At 69.7% G+C, this 15,642-nt stretch carries 14 protein-coding genes and 2 pseudogenes; 5 read left to right on the forward strand and 11 right to left on the reverse strand.

Annotated elements, in window-relative coordinates; translation table 11 throughout:
• Nucleotides 1–169: 169 nt before the first annotated feature.
• Both AC2W7K_RS00070 and AC2W7K_RS00075 read right to left on the reverse strand, forming a co-directional pair.
• Nucleotides 170–871, reverse strand: coding sequence for a rhomboid family intramembrane serine protease (locus tag AC2W7K_RS00070; protein WP_344259019.1), 702 nt, complete (start codon nt 869–871; stop codon nt 170–172).
• Between the two features lie 35 nt (nt 872–906).
• The gene (locus AC2W7K_RS00075) at nt 907–1,449 is read right to left on the reverse strand and encodes a peptidylprolyl isomerase (RefSeq protein WP_269780030.1); all 543 of its coding nucleotides are present in this window, start codon (nt 1,447–1,449) and stop codon (nt 907–909) included.
• 176 nt (nt 1,450–1,625) lie between these two features.
• Between AC2W7K_RS00075 and AC2W7K_RS00080 the strand changes: the two genes are divergently transcribed.
• Nucleotides 1,626–2,345, forward strand: a complete 720-nt coding sequence (locus AC2W7K_RS00080) for a hypothetical protein (protein WP_232623786.1) — start codon at nt 1,626–1,628, stop codon at nt 2,343–2,345.
• A 78-nt stretch (nt 2,346–2,423) separates the two neighbouring features.
• Here the strand turns inward: AC2W7K_RS00080 and AC2W7K_RS00085 are convergent, their stop codons facing one another.
• The 3 genes and pseudogenes from AC2W7K_RS00085 to argS all read right to left on the reverse strand — a co-directional run bounded on the left by AC2W7K_RS00085 (nt 2,424) and on the right by argS (nt 7,016).
• On the reverse strand, nt 2,424–3,848 hold the full coding sequence (locus tag AC2W7K_RS00085; protein ID WP_344249985.1) for an FAD-binding oxidoreductase: 1,425 nt from the start codon (nt 3,846–3,848) through the stop codon (nt 2,424–2,426).
• A gap of 140 nt (nt 3,849–3,988) precedes the next feature.
• Nucleotides 3,989–5,251 carry an MFS transporter gene (locus tag AC2W7K_RS00090; protein WP_376870110.1) on the reverse strand — a complete coding sequence of 421 codons (1,263 nt, stop codon included), beginning with the start codon at nt 5,249–5,251 and terminating at the stop codon, nt 3,989–3,991.
• Nucleotides 5,252–5,280: 29 nt separating this feature from the next.
• Nucleotides 5,281–7,016, reverse strand: a pseudogene (gene argS, locus AC2W7K_RS00095) (arginine--tRNA ligase).
• 78 nt (nt 7,017–7,094) lie between these two features.
• On the opposite strand from argS, the gene AC2W7K_RS00100 reads away from it, so the two are divergent.
• Both AC2W7K_RS00100 and AC2W7K_RS00105 read left to right on the forward strand, forming a co-directional pair.
• Nucleotides 7,095–8,513: a hypothetical protein gene (locus AC2W7K_RS00100; protein WP_486005640.1), complete on the forward strand. Its 1,419-nt coding sequence runs from the start codon at nt 7,095–7,097 to the stop codon at nt 8,511–8,513.
• Nucleotides 8,429–10,402 carry a S41 family peptidase gene (locus AC2W7K_RS00105; RefSeq protein ID WP_486005641.1) on the forward strand — a complete coding sequence of 658 codons (1,974 nt, stop codon included), beginning with the start codon at nt 8,429–8,431 and terminating at the stop codon, nt 10,400–10,402. Before AC2W7K_RS00100 ends, AC2W7K_RS00105 begins: the two co-directional genes overlap by 85 nt.
• A 96-nt stretch (nt 10,403–10,498) precedes the next feature.
• Here AC2W7K_RS00105 and AC2W7K_RS00110 read toward each other — a convergent pair whose 3' ends face one another.
• The 4 genes and pseudogenes from AC2W7K_RS00110 to AC2W7K_RS00125 all read right to left on the reverse strand — a co-directional run bounded on the left by AC2W7K_RS00110 (nt 10,499) and on the right by AC2W7K_RS00125 (nt 13,016).
• The gene (locus AC2W7K_RS00110; RefSeq protein ID WP_344249977.1) at nt 10,499–11,158 is read right to left on the reverse strand and encodes a hypothetical protein; all 660 of its coding nucleotides are present in this window, start codon (nt 11,156–11,158) and stop codon (nt 10,499–10,501) included.
• Nucleotides 11,155–11,421, reverse strand: coding sequence for a dihydrofolate reductase family protein (locus AC2W7K_RS00115; protein WP_486005675.1), 267 nt, complete (start codon nt 11,419–11,421; stop codon nt 11,155–11,157). Before AC2W7K_RS00115 ends, AC2W7K_RS00110 begins: the two co-directional genes overlap by 4 nt.
• 116 nt (nt 11,422–11,537) lie before the next feature.
• Nucleotides 11,538–11,948: pseudogene (locus AC2W7K_RS00120) on the reverse strand (dihydrofolate reductase family protein); the annotation flags it as partial.
• 36 nt (nt 11,949–11,984) lie between these two features.
• Nucleotides 11,985–13,016 carry a Dyp-type peroxidase gene (locus tag AC2W7K_RS00125; protein ID WP_344249973.1) on the reverse strand — a complete coding sequence of 344 codons (1,032 nt, stop codon included), beginning with the start codon at nt 13,014–13,016 and terminating at the stop codon, nt 11,985–11,987.
• A gap of 252 nt (nt 13,017–13,268) precedes the next feature.
• On the opposite strand from AC2W7K_RS00125, the gene AC2W7K_RS00130 reads away from it, so the two are divergent.
• On the forward strand, nt 13,269–13,646 hold the full coding sequence (locus tag AC2W7K_RS00130) for a DUF488 domain-containing protein (protein ID WP_344249971.1): 378 nt from the start codon (nt 13,269–13,271) through the stop codon (nt 13,644–13,646).
• Between the two features lie 90 nt (nt 13,647–13,736).
• Here AC2W7K_RS00130 and AC2W7K_RS00135 read toward each other — a convergent pair whose 3' ends face one another.
• Together AC2W7K_RS00135 and AC2W7K_RS00140 are read right to left on the reverse strand one after the other, a co-directional pair.
• Nucleotides 13,737–14,465, reverse strand: a complete 729-nt coding sequence (locus tag AC2W7K_RS00135; protein WP_344249969.1) for a 3-keto-5-aminohexanoate cleavage protein — start codon at nt 14,463–14,465, stop codon at nt 13,737–13,739.
• 90 nt (nt 14,466–14,555) lie between these two features.
• Nucleotides 14,556–14,765: a DUF5808 domain-containing protein gene (locus AC2W7K_RS00140; RefSeq protein ID WP_344249967.1), complete on the reverse strand. Its 210-nt coding sequence runs from the start codon at nt 14,763–14,765 to the stop codon at nt 14,556–14,558.
• 200 nt (nt 14,766–14,965) lie between these two features.
• Here AC2W7K_RS00140 and AC2W7K_RS00145 point away from each other — a divergent pair, with 200 nt between their 5' ends.
• Nucleotides 14,966–15,604, forward strand: a complete 639-nt coding sequence (locus tag AC2W7K_RS00145; RefSeq protein ID WP_344249965.1) for a TetR/AcrR family transcriptional regulator — start codon at nt 14,966–14,968, stop codon at nt 15,602–15,604.
• Nucleotides 15,605–15,642 lie beyond the last annotated feature (38 nt).

Genomic DNA, 15,642 nt, shown 5'->3' on the forward strand with positions numbered 1-15,642 from the left:
CACCGCCCCTTCCTGGGCCCATCACACGGGCCGAGGGAGGGGCTGAGTTATACCCAAGCGCGCACGCTGTCCTGTGCATAACTTTTTCCACACCTTTGACCAGCAGAAATACATCGATGTGAGTTATCCACCGTGTGGATAACCACTGTGGACAAATGACGAATGCAGTTCAGGGCGCAGCGCCTGCGGTGGCTGTCTTCGCGATGACCACGACCGTCATGGCGAGGACGAGGGCTGCCGCGACGAGCCAGAACACGAGTCCCGAGCGCTTCCGCCCCACGAGCAGGGCACCGGCGCCGAGGACGAATCCGGTGACGAGACCGCCGAAGTGCGCCTGCCACGAGACTCCCGGCACGAGGAATCCGTAGCCGAAGTTGAGGACGACGAAGAGCACGACGCCGGTGATGTTGCGGTCGAGTCGCTTCGTCGGCACGAGGAGGACGCCGATGATCGCGAACACCGCGCCGGACGCGCCGATGTTGTTCGTCACCCAGTCCCGACTCCACGGTTCGGCGAGGAGGAGGACCATGACGGAGCCGCCGATCGCGCCGAGGACGTAGACGGCGAGGAACCTCCAGTGCCCGAGGGCGCGCTCGACGAACGAGCCGAAGAAGAAGAGGCCGAGCATGTTGGCGAGCAGATGGACCGGCGAGGGCTGTTCGTGGACGAGGGCCACGGTGAACAGACGCCAAGGCTGCTCGACGGTGAGCGCCGGCACGTAGCTCAACCGGTGGAGGAGATCGAGTCCGGGCAGCAGCTGGAGGAGGAACGAGAGGCCGGTGACGATCATGATCCCGGCCGTCACCGGGGGAAAGTGCACAGAGAGGGCCCGGCCGGTTTCCCGGGCCGGGCCCTGCTCTGGTGTGCTCATGCACCCATCGTAGGTCAGATCGTGTGAGGCGGTGCTCAGGCGTCCTTGATCTCGACGGATTCGATGACGACCGGCTCGACCGGCTTGTCCATCGCCCCGGTGCGCACGCCCTCGATCTCGTCGACGACCTTCTGGGAGGCATCGTCGGCGACCTCGCCGAAGATCGTGTGCTTGCCGTTGAGCCACGGGGTCTCAGCGGTCGTGATGAAGAACTGCGAGCCGTTGGTGCCGCGGCCCATCTGCTTGCCGGCGTTGGCCATCGCGAGCAGGTACTTGCGGTCGAACTGAAGCTCCGGGTGGATCTCGTCGTCGAAGACGTAGCCGGGACCGCCGGTGCCGGTGCCGAGCGGGTCGCCGCCCTGGATCATGAAGTCCGAGATGATCCGGTGGAAGCCGGTGCCGTCGTAGAAGGGGCCCTTCGTGGGCTGGCCGGTCTGGGGGTCGGTGTATTCGCGCTCACCGGTGGCGAGTTCGACGAAGTTCGCGACCGTCTTCGGGGCGTGGTTGCCGAAGAGGTTGATGGTGATGTCGCCGTGGTTGGTGTGCAGGACCGCTGTGTTCGTTGCAGATGTGGACATGCCCCTCATTCTTCCACGCCGGCCGCGAATCTGCTGATCCGTCAAGGAGGGTTTGCACAAACCTCCAGCAGATCCGCAGGCAAATTCCTCCCCCTCCGGTGGCCCCTCCCCCCGGGCCAGGCCGTAGACTGGGGAGTGATCAGTTGCCCCCGGACTTAAGAGGATTGGGAATGTTCATGTCGAAGAAGCCAGCTCGGGAACCGCTCGCGTCGAAGCTCGATTCCGCGAAGAAGACGTCGCTCCGCTTCCTGGCCGACGCCTCGGATGCCGCCGCTCCCAAACTGCGTGAGGCAGCCGACAAGGCCAACGGTCGCGTCGAGGCATTCACCGAGAAGGCCCGCCCCCAGGTCGAGGCGCTCGCCGAGAAGGCGAACCAGCAGGTCCACGACTGGGCAGACCGGATCGAGGCCTACCGGCCCGAGGCCACCGAGCGCGCCGGCAAGTTCGCCGGGACCGCCGCGACGTCGCTCGCGGCGATGGAGACCCCGCAGCTCATCGACAACCTCGCCGTGCGCCTCACCGGTGACAAGAAGGCGATGAAGAAGGCCCGCAAGGCCCTCGCCCAGGCCGGCAAGCGGATCCAGAAGGAGACCGCGCAGAAGTCCGGCGGCGGCAAGAAGGCCCTCGTGTGGACGCTCGTCATCGGCTCCGCCGCCGGCATCGGCTACTACGTGTGGAAGAAGGCCCAGCCGGTCGAGGACCCCTGGTCGACGCCGCTGCCGAACAACCGCCCGGCCGATGCCCGCCCCGTCGGATCGACCCCGGCCTCGCGCCAGGGCACGACCCCGAACGTCTCGCAGGCTCCGGTGCCCGACTCGAAGGCTCCCGCCACCCCGGCGACCCCGACCCCGAAGCCGGCCGTCGACCCGACCACGGACTCCAACGCGAAGCACTGAGCTGCCTTGGCAGCCCTGAGCTGCTCAGCACTGAGGCGGATCACCTTTCCGGTGGTCCGCCTCAGTCGTCTCTGCAGCTCAGTCGTTGGGGGTCGTGACCCGCCGTTCGGCCGCTTCCGCCCGACTGAATCCGTCGGCGTAGATCGCCCCGGGGTTGAGGATGTTGTCGGGATCGAGCGCGCGCTTGATCGTGTGGTTGAGCTCCATGACGTCGGCACCGAGGTACTCCGGCAGCCACGGCTTCTTCAGCCGGCCCACACCGTGCTCGCCGGTGATCGTGCCGCCGAGCGACGTCGCGAGATCCATGACCTCGCCGTAGGCGATGTCCGCCCGCTCCCGCTGGGCGGCATCGTTCGGGTCGACGACGAGCAGCGGGTGCGTGTTCCCGTCACCGGCATGGGCGATGACGGAGATGAGGACGTCGCGCTCGGCCGCGATCCGCTCGATCCCGGTGACAAGGTCGCCGAGGCGGGGCAGCGGCACCCCGACATCCTCGAGCAGGAGGGTGCCCTTCTTCTCCACCGCGGGAATCGCCATCCGCCGCGCGGTGACGAAGACCTCCCCTTCCTCGGCGTCATCGGTGGCATAGCATTCGGTCGCCCCGTTCTTCTCGCACAGCTCCTCGACGATGGCGATCTGACCGGCGGCGTACTCGCCGGGCTCGTCGGACTGGATGACGAGCATGCCTTCGGCCTCCCGGTCGAGACCCATCTTCAGCTCGTCCTCGACGGCGTTGATCGATGCGCGGTCCATGAACTCGAGCATCGACAGGCGCATCTGCGCGCAGATGTCGAGGACGGTCTGGGTCGCACCCTCGAGCGTCGGGAAGGTCGCCACCAGCGTCGTCGGGGGCAGCTGGGCGGGCACGAGCCGCAGGGTCACCTCGGTGATGATGCCGAGCGTTCCCTCGCTGCCGACGAAGAGCTTGAGCAGGGAGAGCCCCGCGACGTCCTTGATCCGCGGACCGCCGAGTTCGATCGCCCGGCCGTCGGCGAGGACGACGGTCATGCCGAGGACGTAGTCCGTCGTCACTCCGTACTTCACGCAGCATAGGCCGCCGGCGTTCGTCGCGACATTGCCGCCGATCGAGCAGAACTCGTACGACGAGGGATCCGGCGGGTACCACAGGCCGTGTTCGGCCGCGGCGGCCTTGACCTCGGCGTTGAAGGCCCCGGGCTGGACGACGGCCATGCGGGTCGCGGGGTCGACCGCGATGTCGCGCATCCGGTCGAGGCAGACGATGAGCCCGCCCTCGACGGCGGAGCTGCCGCCCGAGAGCCCCGAACCGGCGCCGCGGGGCACGACGGGGATCCGCGCGGCGGCCGCGACGCGCACCGCCGCCTGGACGTCGGCGGTCGAGGACGCGCGGACGATCGCCAGCGGCATCCCGGCACCGGGGTCGTTCGCCCGATCCCAGCGATAGGCGTCCATCGAGTCCGGATCGGTGATGAGGGCGTCGGCGGGCAGCGCGTCCCGCAGGGCAGTGAGGACTTCGGCCGTCATGGTTCTCCTCGGGTCCAAGCGATGCGGCGCCGCGATGCGCCGCTCGGATGTGTCGTGGGTCTCACTCTACTTGGTCGGCAAGCCGTCCTGTGCACCGGGTGGGCAGACCGCCGTGGGCAGACCCCCGTGAACGATGCTCCTCAGAGCACTTCGCGCCGGCCCGCGGGTCCCCCGGGTGTGAAGCGTCCGGCGAGGCGGGCGGCGAGGAGGCCAGCGACCGTGAACGCGAGCGTCGCGGCGAGCACGAGCAGCTGGGGTCCGACCCATCCGCCGGTCGTCGTCGCCAGCCAGCCGGCGAACGGCGGGGCGAGCGTCGCCGCGAGATAGCCCCCGCCCTGCACGCGCGCCGAGGCGGACGCGGTCTGGGCGTCGCTGCCCGCGGTGCGCGCGATGATCGAGAAGATCGCGGTGAATCCGCCGCCCTGCGCGATGCCGCCGGTGATCGCCCAGAGCACGTACTGATCCGGGGCGAGGAGGAGGCCGACGGGCAGGGACAGCCAGAGGACGGCGACGATCGCCACGGGCACCCACGGCCGGGCCCGCCCGGCGAGCAGCGGCACGCCGAAGGCGCCGAGGATCGCGGCGACCTGGAAGAGCGATGCCGTGCTGCCGGCCGCACCGGCGGCAAGTCCCTCGGTGTCGGCGAGCATCGACGGCAGCCACGTCGTCGTCGTGTAGTAGGAGATCGACTGGCCGCTGAAGGTGATGACGAGGAGGGCGACGATCGCCCGGAACTGCGGCGGCGCCTCCCGCCACGGACGCTTTCCCGGCTCGGGCGGGCGCTTGTCGGGCTCGGACGCAGCCGCGGTCGTATCGACCTCCGCGTCGAACTCAGCGTCGACCTCGGCCTCGGCACGTCTGCGCCGGCGGAGGACGAGCAGCCAGAACCCGAGGCCCGCGAGGGCGAGAATCCCCCACAGCCCGATCGCCCAGCGCCACCCGACGAGGGCGGCCAGCGGTCCGGTGCCGATGAGGGTGACCATCGAGCCGATGTTCATCGTCGCCGAATAGAGGCCGGTGACCATGGAGACCTGGTTCCACGGGACCTCGCGGCGGATGATGACGGGCACGACGATGTTGCCGAGGGTGATCGCGAGCCCGATGATCGCCGTGCCCGTGAGCACGAGCCACGTCGGCCCGACCGAGCGCAGCACGGTGCCGACGAGCACCCCGGTGAGACACGCGAGCACGGTGGCTTCGGCGCCGAGGCGGCGGATCGTCTTCGTCGCGAGCGGCGTGGCGAGGGCGAAGAGGAGGACGGGCAGACCCGTGAGGAGGCCGGCACCGGCCGCGCTCAGACCGGTGTCGGCGCGGATGTCGCCGAGCACCGCGGTCGGCGCGATGATCGGGGTGCGCAGGTTGAGGGCGAGGAGGACGATGCCCGCGACGATCCACGGCACCATCCCCGACACCGCAAGCCGGCCCGGCGTGTTCACATCCTCTCGGGCACGCGGATGCCGAGCACGCCGAGTCCGGCCTCGAGGACCTCGAGCACCGTCGCGCTCAGGCGCAGACGCGAGTTCCGCAGCTCAGGCGTGTCGGCGACGAGGACGGGGCACTGCTCGTAGAACGCGGTGAACGACTGGGCGAGGTCGAAGAGGTACGCGGCCATCCGGTGGGGCACGGACCCGGCGGCCACCTCGGCGACGACATCGGGGAACCCGAGGATCGCGAGCGCGAGATCGCGTTCGGCCGGCTCACCGAGGACGATCGGCGCGGTCGCGAACGCGCGGGTCCCGTCCTCGGCGTCAGCCCTGCGGAGGATCGAGCGGATCCGCGCCCCGGCGTACTGGAGGTAGGGGGCGGTGTTGCCGATCGGGGCGAGCATGCGGTCGAGGTCGAAGGTGTACGAGGTGTCGTGGGCGACGGAGAGGTCGGCGTACTTGACCGCGCCGATGCCGACGATGGCGGCGACCTCGTCCTCCTCACCGGGAGCGAAGTCGGCACTCGAGTCCTCGAGCGTGACCTTGGCTCGGGCCACGGCCTCCTCGAGGAGGGCGGCCAGGCGCAGCGGGGCGCCGGAGCGGGTGCGCAGGATCTTCCCGTCGGACCCGAGGACGTTGCCGATCTTCACGTGGTCCAGGGATGTGCCCTCGGGAATCCAGCCGGCGGCGCGGGCGGTCGCGAAGACCATCTCGAAGTGGAGGGCCTGCGGGGCGCCGACGACGTAGAGGACCCGGTCGGCGTGGAGGTCACGGGCGCGGCGGCGGACCGCGGCGAGGTCGGTCGTGGCATAGCCGTAGCCGCCGTCGGACTTGCGGATGATGAGCGGCAGGGGTTCGCCGTCGCGGCCCTTGTAGCCGTCCGGGAAGACGCAGAGGGCACCGTCGCTGATCCACGCGAGCCCCTTCGCCTCGAGTTCGTCGCAGACATCGGCGAGGTCGTCGTTGTACGTGCTCTCCCCCGCGAGGTCAGCATCGCGCAGCGTGACGTCGAGGAGGGAGTAGATGCTGTTGAAGTAGGTCTTCGAGTACCCGACGAGGGTGTCCCACAAGGCCAGCGTGTCGGCGTCCCCGCCCTGGAGGGCGACGACGCGGGCCCGAGCGCGGGTCGCAAAGTCCTCGTCGCCGTCGAACTTCACCCGCGCGGCCTGGTAGAAGGAGTTCGGGTCGGAGGCGATCTCGGCTTCCGTCGTCTCGCCGATGCCGACGTCGAGGAGGTGCTCGATGAGCATGCCGAACGGGGTGCCCCAGTCGCCGATGTGGTTCTGGCGGATGACGGTGTCCCCGAGGTATTCGTGCGTGCGGGCGAGCGCATCGCCGACGACGGTCGTGCGCAGGTGGCCGACGTGCATCTCCTTCGCGACGTTCGGCGCCGAGTAGTCGATGACGACCGTCTGCGGTGTCGTCGGGGCGTCGACGGCGGTGGCGTCCCCGGTCTCGAGCGCGGTGGCGAGGAACTCGGGCAGGAACGTGAGGTTGATGAATCGCCGGCCGAGATCTCCGGGGGTGCGCAGACGCCGTCGAGGTCGAGGTTCTCGACGATCGCCTCGGCGATGTCGCGGGGCTTCGACGTCAGCTCCTTCGCCAGCGGCAGCGCGACGTTGGCCTGGAAGTCGGCGAACTGCGAGCTCCTGATGACGGGGTCGCGATCGGAGAAGTCCTCCCCGAAGGCGGCGGTGAGGGCCGCGGCGAACCGGTCGTTGAGAAGTGAAGTGAGCGTCGGCATGCCCCCCATTCTATTCGCGCCATGCCGATGCGGTTTCCTCAGGTCAGGGACTGGATTCACGGCTGTAATGTGGATCACGTGACTTATCTTCGCTACCCCCATGTCAGCGGCGATCTCATCGCCTTCACCGCCGACGACGACGTCTGGCTCGTCCCCGTCGAGGGAGGCCGCGCATGGCGCCTGACCTCGGATCATGCTCCCGTGCGCAGTCCCCGGATCTCCCCGGACGGGACCCATGTCGCGTTCGTGTCGTTCCGCGACGGCCATCCTGAGCTCATGCTCGCCGAGGCGGCCACCGGTGCCCTGCGCCGGCTCACCTGGTTGGGCGGCTCGGTGACGACGATGCTCGGCTGGGCCGACGACGAGCACATCCTCATCGGGTCGAACGCCGGTGAGGCCGAGGTCCGCGATCACGTCATCAAGTCCGTCAGCCTGACCGGGGAGGTCGAGCGCCTGACGTGGGGCCGGGCCTCGGGCTTCGCCCGCCACCACACCGGGGTGAGCGCGCTGTCGACCCCGTTCAGCCGGCCCCCCGCGCATTGGAAGCGCTATCGCGGCGGCACCGCGCCGCGGCTGTGGCTCGATCGGACCGCCGACGACACGGGCGCCGGGGCGCAGTGGGAGCGGCTGCTCCGTGACGAGGAAGCCTCGCTCACCGATCCCCTGTGGATCGGCGATTCCCTCGTCGTCACCTCGGATCGGGCGGCGACGTTCCCCGACAACGCGGGCGAGCAGGCGAACCTGTGGATCTGGGACGGACTGGCGACGCGGACTCCCGGCAGCCTCGGCGAGCCGCGCCAGCTCACCCACCAGACCGAGGCCGAGGGCTACGTCCGGGACGCCACGAGCGACGGGACGCGGATCGTGTGGCACTCCCGCGGCGAGATCAAGGTCCTCGACAGCCTCGACTCGGACGTCCGCACCCTCGACGTCGTGCTGCCGGGAACGCAGGTGCAGCCGCTCACGCTTGATCCCAGCACCGGAATCGGCGCCATCGCCCCTGATCACGGGGGCAACGCCGCGGTGGTCGAATGGCGGGGCAAGGCCTTCCACCTCGCCCATCGCGAAGGTCCGGCGCGGGCGCTCGCGGCGGACTCCTCGGTGCGGGTGCGCCTGCCCGTCGTCCTCGGCACCACCGGGCAGGCCGCGTACGTCACCGACGCCGAGGGCGAGGACGCGATCGAGATCCGCGATCTCGCGGGCGAGAAGGAACCGCGGCGGATCGGTGCGGGAGCGCTCGGCCGGGTGCTGTCGCTGGCGGCCGATCCCGCGGGCAAGGTGCTCGCGACGATCTCCCACGACGGGACCGTGCGCCTCATCGAGGTCTCCGGGGGTCGGACGCACGTCGTCGGTCACTCCGGGTCCGGGGAGGCGACGTCCCCGCGCTTCTCCCCCGACGGGAAGTACCTCGTGTGGGCGCAGCCGACGCAGGGCGAGGAGCAGCTCAACCGCCTGATGATCGCCGAGGTGAAGGCCGGTCGGGAGGGCGCGCCCTGACGACGGGGAAGTACAACGACCACTCCCCTGCGTTCACGCGGGACGGGAAGTACGTCGTCTTCCTCTCGGACCGGACCTTCGATCCCGCGTACAACCAGCATTCCTTCGATCTCTCCTTCAACGGGGTGACCCGGCCGTGGCTGCTCCCGCTGTCAGCGACCGATCCGGCGCCCTTCGGTCCGAGCACGAGCGGCTGGGCGATCAGCGAACTCACCGACGATGACCGGAAGGCGAAGACCGAGCGGGACCAGGCGGTGACGACCGTCGACGTCGACCTCGAGGGCGCCGAGGAGCGGATCGTGCCGTTCCCCGTCTCCTCGGGCGTCTTCCGCGACCTCGAAGCCGCCGACGGCGGCGTGCTGTGGATGCGCGTCGGCGATGCCGAGGACGGGGAGATCGGGGACAAGCACTCCGGGGACACCGGGGAGAAGGCCGCCGAGGTCATCCAGTACTTCGACTTCGCCAAGCGGAAGCTCACGACCGTCGTCGACAAGGCCGATGACTACAGCGTGTCCGGCAACGGCAAGCTCATCGTCGTCCGCTCCGGCGACGACGTCACGGTGCGCCCGGCGAACCGGAAGGTCGAGGCCGATGACGACGAGAACGTCGCCGTCGACCTCGGCCGGCTGCGCTTCGAACTCGACCGGCGGGCCGAATGGCTGCAGATGTTCGAGGAGAACGCCCGGATCATGCGCGACCACTACTGGCGCTCGGACATGAACGGCGTCGACTGGGAGGGCGTGACCCTGCGGTGGCGCGGGGTCGCGGCGAAGGCGCTCACACACGACGACCTCGTCGACATCCTCTGGGAGACCGTCGGGGAGCTCAACACGTCCCACGCCTACGTCACCCCGCCGGCGCCGCTCGGCGATGAGGCGAAGAGGCTCGGCTTCCTCGGCGCGGATCTCACGCGGACGGACAAGGGCTGGGAGATCGCACGCATCCTCCCCGGTGAGACGAGCGAACCGGCGGCGAGGTCGCCGCTGCGCCAGGCCGGGGTCGGGGCAGCACCCGGGGATGTCATCGTCGCGGTGGGCGGTCAGAGCGTCGACCCGGACCTCGGGCCCGCGCCGCTGCTCGTCGGGGCGGCGGACACGATCGTCGAGCTCACCCTGCGGCGCGGGCGCAAGGAGCGCACCGTCGCCGTCGTGCCGATCGGCAGCGAGGAGAAGCTGCGCTACCAGGACTGGGTGCGCTCACGGCGGGAGTACGTGGCGGAGAAGTCAGGGGGCCGCGTCGGCTACGTCCACATCCCCGACATGATGGCCGGCGGCTGGGCGCAGCTCCACCGCGACATCCGCCAGGCGATGGCCGCCGAGGGCGTCGTCGCCGATGTCCGGTTCAACCGGGGCGGGCACACGAGCGCGCTCGTCGCCGAGCGCTTCGCCGACCGCGTCATCGCGTGGGGTGCGGTGCGCAGCTACGACGAGATGACCCCGGATCCGGAGAACACCCGGCGCGGTCCCGTCGTCTTCCTCGCCAACGAGTTCTCCGGCTCCGACGGCGACATCATCAACGCCCGCGTCCAGGCCAAGGGCATCGGCCCGGTCATCGGCGTGCGCACGTGGGGCGGGGTCGTCGGCATCGACGGCCGCTACGACCTCGTCGACGGCACCGGGATCACGCAGCCGCGGTACGCGTTCTGGCTCGAGGGCAAGGGCTGGGACGTCGAGAACTACGGCGTCGACCCGGACATCGAGGTCGAGCACGATCCCGGGCAGCTGTTCGCCGCCGAGGATCCGCAGCTCGATCGGGGCATCGCCGAGGTGCTCGCCGCCCTCGACGAGACACCGGCCGTCACCGCCCCCGACCTCCCCGCTCCGCGCGTGCGCAGCCCCCGCACGCCCGGCGGGGCCGCACCCGGGAACGCGCCGGGCGGGGACGCGTAGGTCCCTCACCGACGTCCGGACGCTGAGTGTCGATTCCACGGCGTCGGATCGACACTCCGCGTCCGGAAATTGCGGCCTCTGGCGGGAGCGTCGGCCTCAGGCGGGCTGCGCGTCGCGTGCGGCCGGCGCCGAGGCGGCGGGGGCGAGCGCCCAGAGTGCGAAGGCGAGCAGGACGAAGCCGGGAATGACTCCGGCGAGCACGGGAATGAATGCCGGGGCGGAGACGAAGAAGGCGATGAATCCGGCGACGCCGAGCAGCGTGACGACGGTGGCGAGGACGTGGAAGCGGCCGAGCTTGAAGACGTGCCCGAGCGCGTAGAAGTGCGTGCCGACGACGACGGCCACCCACGCGACACCGAGCTCCGGGTAGCCGAGTCCCGAGAGCAGCTTCGCTCCGCCGAAGAGAGCGAGCGCTTCGACGGCGACGATGATCCAGTAGCTGCGGGAGAACGGGTTCGCTCCCGCCGGTCGGGGCCGTCCCCGGCGGCGTCCGAGGCTGCGGAAGGCGAGGACCAGGATCCCTGCGAAGGCCGCGATGCCGAGGACGATGACGCCGATGCGGCCGACGGTCGAGAACCCGGCGCTGTTGACGATGAGGAAGACGAGGCCGAAGACGCCGCCGATGAGCGACCCAATCTCCGCGCCGTCGGCCGGTGGCGGCGCGGCGGCCGCCTCGGTGGGGGAATTCAGGGAATCACGGTGGTCGGAGACCTCGGGGTCGTGCGGGGGTTCGGGGGACTGTGGGGCCTGGGTCATGGTCGGCTCCTGAGAGAACGGCTGTCTGCGGGGAATCTGTAGAGGAGAAAGAGGTACCCGTCGTCGGTGGCGAGCACCGATGCGAGGTCGAGGGGAACCGGAGGGTCGAAGGTCGGTCCGTGGACGATGCGGGTGCCTGTCCCGCCGACGATCTCAGGGGAGCGAGTGAGGCAGAGTTCGTCGACGCATTCGGCGCGGATGAGTTCGGCGAAGACGCTCGGACCGCCCTCGCAGACGATCCGGTGGAAGCCGCGCTGACGCAGCTGATCGAGGGCGAGGCCGAAGTCGACGGCGTCGACGCGGCGACGATCACCTCGGCGACCTCGGCGGCTCTCTCCCGTGCCGGCAGCGGGGAGGACTCACTCGTGAGGATGATCGTCCGGGCATCGGCCGGGGCGTCGGTGAACAGCGGTGCCGTGAAGTCGAGGGCAAGGCTCTCGGAGACGACGGCGAGCGGCGCGGTCGCACTGCGCCCGGCCCGCAGCGCACGCCACTGCGGGTCGTCCTCGGCGGGTCCGTACTCCTCGGTGCGGGCGGTTCCGGCACCGACGAGGATGACATCGGCGAGAGCGCGGTTGAGAGCGAAGACCGCCCGGTCCGTGGCGTTGCCGAGGCCACCGGCCCGCCCGGACACGGTCGCGGCGCCGTCGACGGAGGCGACGAACACCGCCCGCACCCAGGACTGCCCAGGGTCCGCGTGGTCCTGCGGGAAGGCGAAGGCCGCGGGCAGGCTCAGCTGCGCGGATTCTCCGGGGAGGATCCGGCGCACCGTCGGAGTCTCGCTCACCACTGGGCCCTCCTGCCGTTCAGCGCGGAGCTGTGCGGTTCAGTTCGGCGCTGTGCCGGCCCCGCCGCTGTGGTCGCTGCTCGAGCCCGAGGAGCTCGACTCCGTGGTCGAACCGAGGACCGAGGCGGGGTTGTCGAGGAAGTCGGCGGTGGGCACGAAGAAGAGGCAGCCGGTCAGCGCGGTCGAGAAGTCGAGGATCCGGTCATGGGTGGCGTCGCCGTCGCCCAAGAACATCCGTTCGAGCATCGTCTCCGTGACCGTCGGATCGGCGGCGTACCCGATGAAGTAGGTGCCGAACTCGCCGGACTCGACGGAGCCGAACACCATGTTGTCGCGCACGATCTTGCGCTCGGTGCCATCGGGTTCGGTGATGGTGTTGAGCACGATGTGGGAGTCGGGGGCCTTGTCCTTGTCGGGGAACTCCATGTCGGAGAGCTTGTGGCGGCCGAACGCCGCCTGCTGCTCCTCGACGGTGATCGAGTTCCACTTCGGCAGGTCGTGGATGTACTTCTGGACGATGACGTAGCTGCTGCCGGTGAAGTCCGGGTCCTCGTCGCCGACGAAGACGGTGTCGACGGCGAGCTGGTCCTCGGGGTTGGCGGTGCCGTCGACGAAGCCGAGGATGTCGCGCTGGTCGAAGTAGCGGAACGCGTGGACCTCGTCGACGACGTCGACGTAGCCCTCGAGCTTGCTCATCAGCTGGCGGGTGAGTTCGAAGCTCATATCCGTCCGGTCCGCGCGGATGTGGAAGAGGAGGTCGCCGGGCGTCGACGGGGCGACGTGCTTGCCGCCCTTGAGCTCCTTGAAGGGGTGGAGCTTCGCGGGGCGCTTCTGCGGGAAGAGACGATCCCAGAGGTCGGAGCCGATGCCGGTCACGCAGCTGAGGCCGGCCGCCTTGACGCGGAAGCCGACGGCGCGGATGACGCCGCCGATCTCGCCGAAGAAGTCGCGCACGTGGTCCTCGGCACCGGGTCTGACGGTGACGACGAGGAAGACGCCCGACTGCGACGGCGGCTCGAGGACGTGCTGCGGGTTCGTGCTGTCCGGAGGGTTTCCATACTGCGTTGTCACTGAATCGTCTCCTCTTCCGCGAGCCCCGACAGTGCGAGGTCGGACGACAATCGTCCTTGGTCGGTCAGTATACGCGGCGAAAGCCGCCGTGAGGTGGACTCGGGCCGACGAATCCGCGCCCCCTCACCGGCCCGGCCCAGGCCCCTCGACGGTCGGTGTTCTCCCAGGTCGGAGGGTCGATGACGAGGAGCGGCCGGGTGGCGCGGAGAGCTAAACTGGGTGGCCCAGCGACGATGGAAGGTGGAGAGCACGATGGCGAAGGGGCACCCTGTCCATGTCCGCCGCATCTATGACGATCCGAGCCCCGCTGACGGGGCGCGCATCCTCGTCGATCGCCTCTGGCCGCGCGGAGTGAGCAAGGAGCGCGCAGACCTCACCAAGTGGCTGAAGGACGTCGCCCCTTCGACGGGCCTGCGGAAGTGGTACTCCCACGATCCCGCGAAGTTCGCGGAGTTCTCCCGCCGTTACCGTGCGGAGCTCGCCGATGATGACCACGCCGAGGCGTTCGCGGCGCTGCGCGAGTATGCGGAGAAGGGTCCCGTCACCCTCCTCACCGCCTCGAAGCACGCCGAGATCAGCGAGGCCGCCGTCCTCGACCACGTCCTCCAGCACTCGCCCGACGAGGCGTAGGCGGCGGACCCGTTCGACCGGGCCCGTCCCCTTCTCCGCTCAGTGCCGGCTTCGATCCGTCTGCGTTGACAACCTCGCGGGAACGCACGTCTAGGCGAGTCGGCGCACCGCCTCGGCGACGAGCTCGCTGTTGCTCTCGGCCGGCAGGCCATCGGGAAGCACGAGCGTGTCCTCGAGCCCGATGCGGGTGGCATACCCCCAGGCGGCGGCGAGGTCGAGCACCGGCCACGCGGTCGTGCCCTCTCCGTGGAGGAGGATCGGGAGCTCGGGTTCGCGAGATTCCACGCCGCCGATGAGCCGCTCGGCGACGCTGTCGACCGGCAGCAGCTCGTCGGGCTGGATCTCGATGAGCGCTCTCAGGCACGACGACCGGTGAGGGGATGCGGCCCAGGCGGTCAGTCCCTGCTCATGCCAGATCCCGGCCTCGATCCCGATCCCATGCGCGAGGAGAGCTCCGGCCACCTCGTCGGCACCGTCTTCGTGCCAGTTCACGGACGCGAAGTCGGGAAGGACCCGCCACGAGGTGATCGCGGCGATCCGCTCGGACGCTTCGGGCGCGGCCCACGCTCCCGTGGTGACGCCGACGGGCACTCCCGGGCACGACGAGCGGATGGCGCTGAGGACTCGGCCGACATCGGTTCCGAGCAGACTGTCACGTCCGCCTGATGACTTGGCATGGACGTGAACCGCAGCGGCACCAGCGGCGATTCCCGCGGCTGCCTCGGCAGCGATGTCACCGGCATCCGACGACAGCCGTGGATGATCGGCAAGCGTCCGCGAACCGTTGACGCAGACCTTGAGCAGCCCGTCCCCTCTCATGCCGCCACCGTAGCCCACGGTGCTGACGCAGAGAGCGCCGAGGCGGCCCGGCTTCTCGACCTCTGCGCGCGGACCTCTGCGCGCGGCCGGTCAGAACGCGACGCCCCAGACGATGACGGCAACGATGACGATGAGCGCGATGAGCGTCCAGATGCTGCCGAAGTTGAGCGTCCAGCCGACGCCGAATCTCTTCGGGACGAGGAAGCCGGGATCACGCGGACAGAAATAGAGGAGGCCGAACGTCCAGTTCGCGTCGTCCTCCCGCATCGCCTGCTTCTCACCTGCGCTCAGCGAACTCATCGCGTGTCTCCTCTCGCCCGACTCGTGCCGTCCGATCTGGCCGTCACGTCTCCCCGCTCGCCGACCATCCTGCTAGGTCACAGGCCTGATCGGTCAACTCTGCCAACGATGACGACGACATCCGCTGTCAGGGTACACCCGCCTCGGCGCTGGGGAAATTTTATTGGACACCAATGTCCATAATGATCTACGCTCGACCCATGGGCAGGAAGAAGACGTTCGACGAACAGGCGGTCATCGATGCCGCGATCGCCGTGTTCAGCGAACACGGGTACACGGGAACGGACGTCGGACTCGTCTGCGAGCGCGCCGGGATCGGGCGGTCGAGCTTCTACAACACGTTCGAGAGCCTCGACGCCGTCTTCCTCCGCGCGCTCAGCGACTACACAGCCACGGGCATTCCGCTGCGCGAGCACCTTGGCGCGAGCGCGCTGCCGGTTCCGGTGCTCGTGGTCGAGCGCCTCGGCGGGGCTCTGGCGCAGCAGTGCGCCGATGAGAAGCGCACCGGGTGCCTCTCAGCGAACACCGCCGCCGAACTCGGCCGGGAGGTCGACGCCGTGTGCACGATCCTCGACCCCGACCGCGCCGCGTGGCTGACGACCTATCGCGCGCTTCTCGACCGCGGTCAGTCCGAGGGGCACATCCGCCCGGACCTCGATGCCGCCGTCACCGCCGAGCTCATCCACAGCGTGCTCGCCGGCCTCCGCGTCTCCGCCCGCGTCATGCCCGCCGACAACGTCCAGGCCCAGGCCAGGACCTTCGTCGAAAGCCTCTGCACCCCGGACGGCGTGACGGCCCTTGCCGCGGCGACCCCGGTGCCGCTGCCCTCGTCCACCTGACCCCACCGATAAGGCCTGACCCCACTGATAAGGGAGGT

The organism is Brevibacterium sp. LAARM2_SD2 (genome assembly GCF_057364785.1).

Bases quoted from the DNA above. Each gene is read 5' to 3' on its own strand.
- AC2W7K_RS00070 (WP_344259019.1), bottom strand. From the start codon at position 871: ATGAGCACACCAGAGCAGGGCCCGGCCCGGGAAACCGGCCGGGCCCTC.
- AC2W7K_RS00075 (WP_269780030.1), bottom strand. From the start codon at position 1,449: ATGTCCACATCTGCAACGAACACAGCGGTCCTGCACACCAACCACGGC.
- AC2W7K_RS00080 (WP_232623786.1), top strand. From the start codon at position 1,626: ATGTCGAAGAAGCCAGCTCGGGAACCGCTCGCGTCGAAGCTCGATTCC.
- AC2W7K_RS00085 (WP_344249985.1), bottom strand. From the start codon at position 3,848: ATGACGGCCGAAGTCCTCACTGCCCTGCGGGACGCGCTGCCCGCCGAC.
- AC2W7K_RS00090 (WP_376870110.1), bottom strand. From the start codon at position 5,251: ATGGTGCCGTGGATCGTCGCGGGCATCGTCCTCCTCGCCCTCAACCTG.
- AC2W7K_RS00110 (WP_344249977.1), bottom strand. From the start codon at position 11,158: ATGACCCAGGCCCCACAGTCCCCCGAACCCCCGCACGACCCCGAGGTC.
- AC2W7K_RS00130 (WP_344249971.1), top strand. From the start codon at position 13,269: ATGGCGAAGGGGCACCCTGTCCATGTCCGCCGCATCTATGACGATCCG.
- AC2W7K_RS00135 (WP_344249969.1), bottom strand. From the start codon at position 14,465: ATGAGAGGGGACGGGCTGCTCAAGGTCTGCGTCAACGGTTCGCGGACG.
- AC2W7K_RS00140 (WP_344249967.1), bottom strand. From the start codon at position 14,765: ATGAGTTCGCTGAGCGCAGGTGAGAAGCAGGCGATGCGGGAGGACGAC.
- AC2W7K_RS00145 (WP_344249965.1), top strand. From the start codon at position 14,966: ATGGGCAGGAAGAAGACGTTCGACGAACAGGCGGTCATCGATGCCGCG.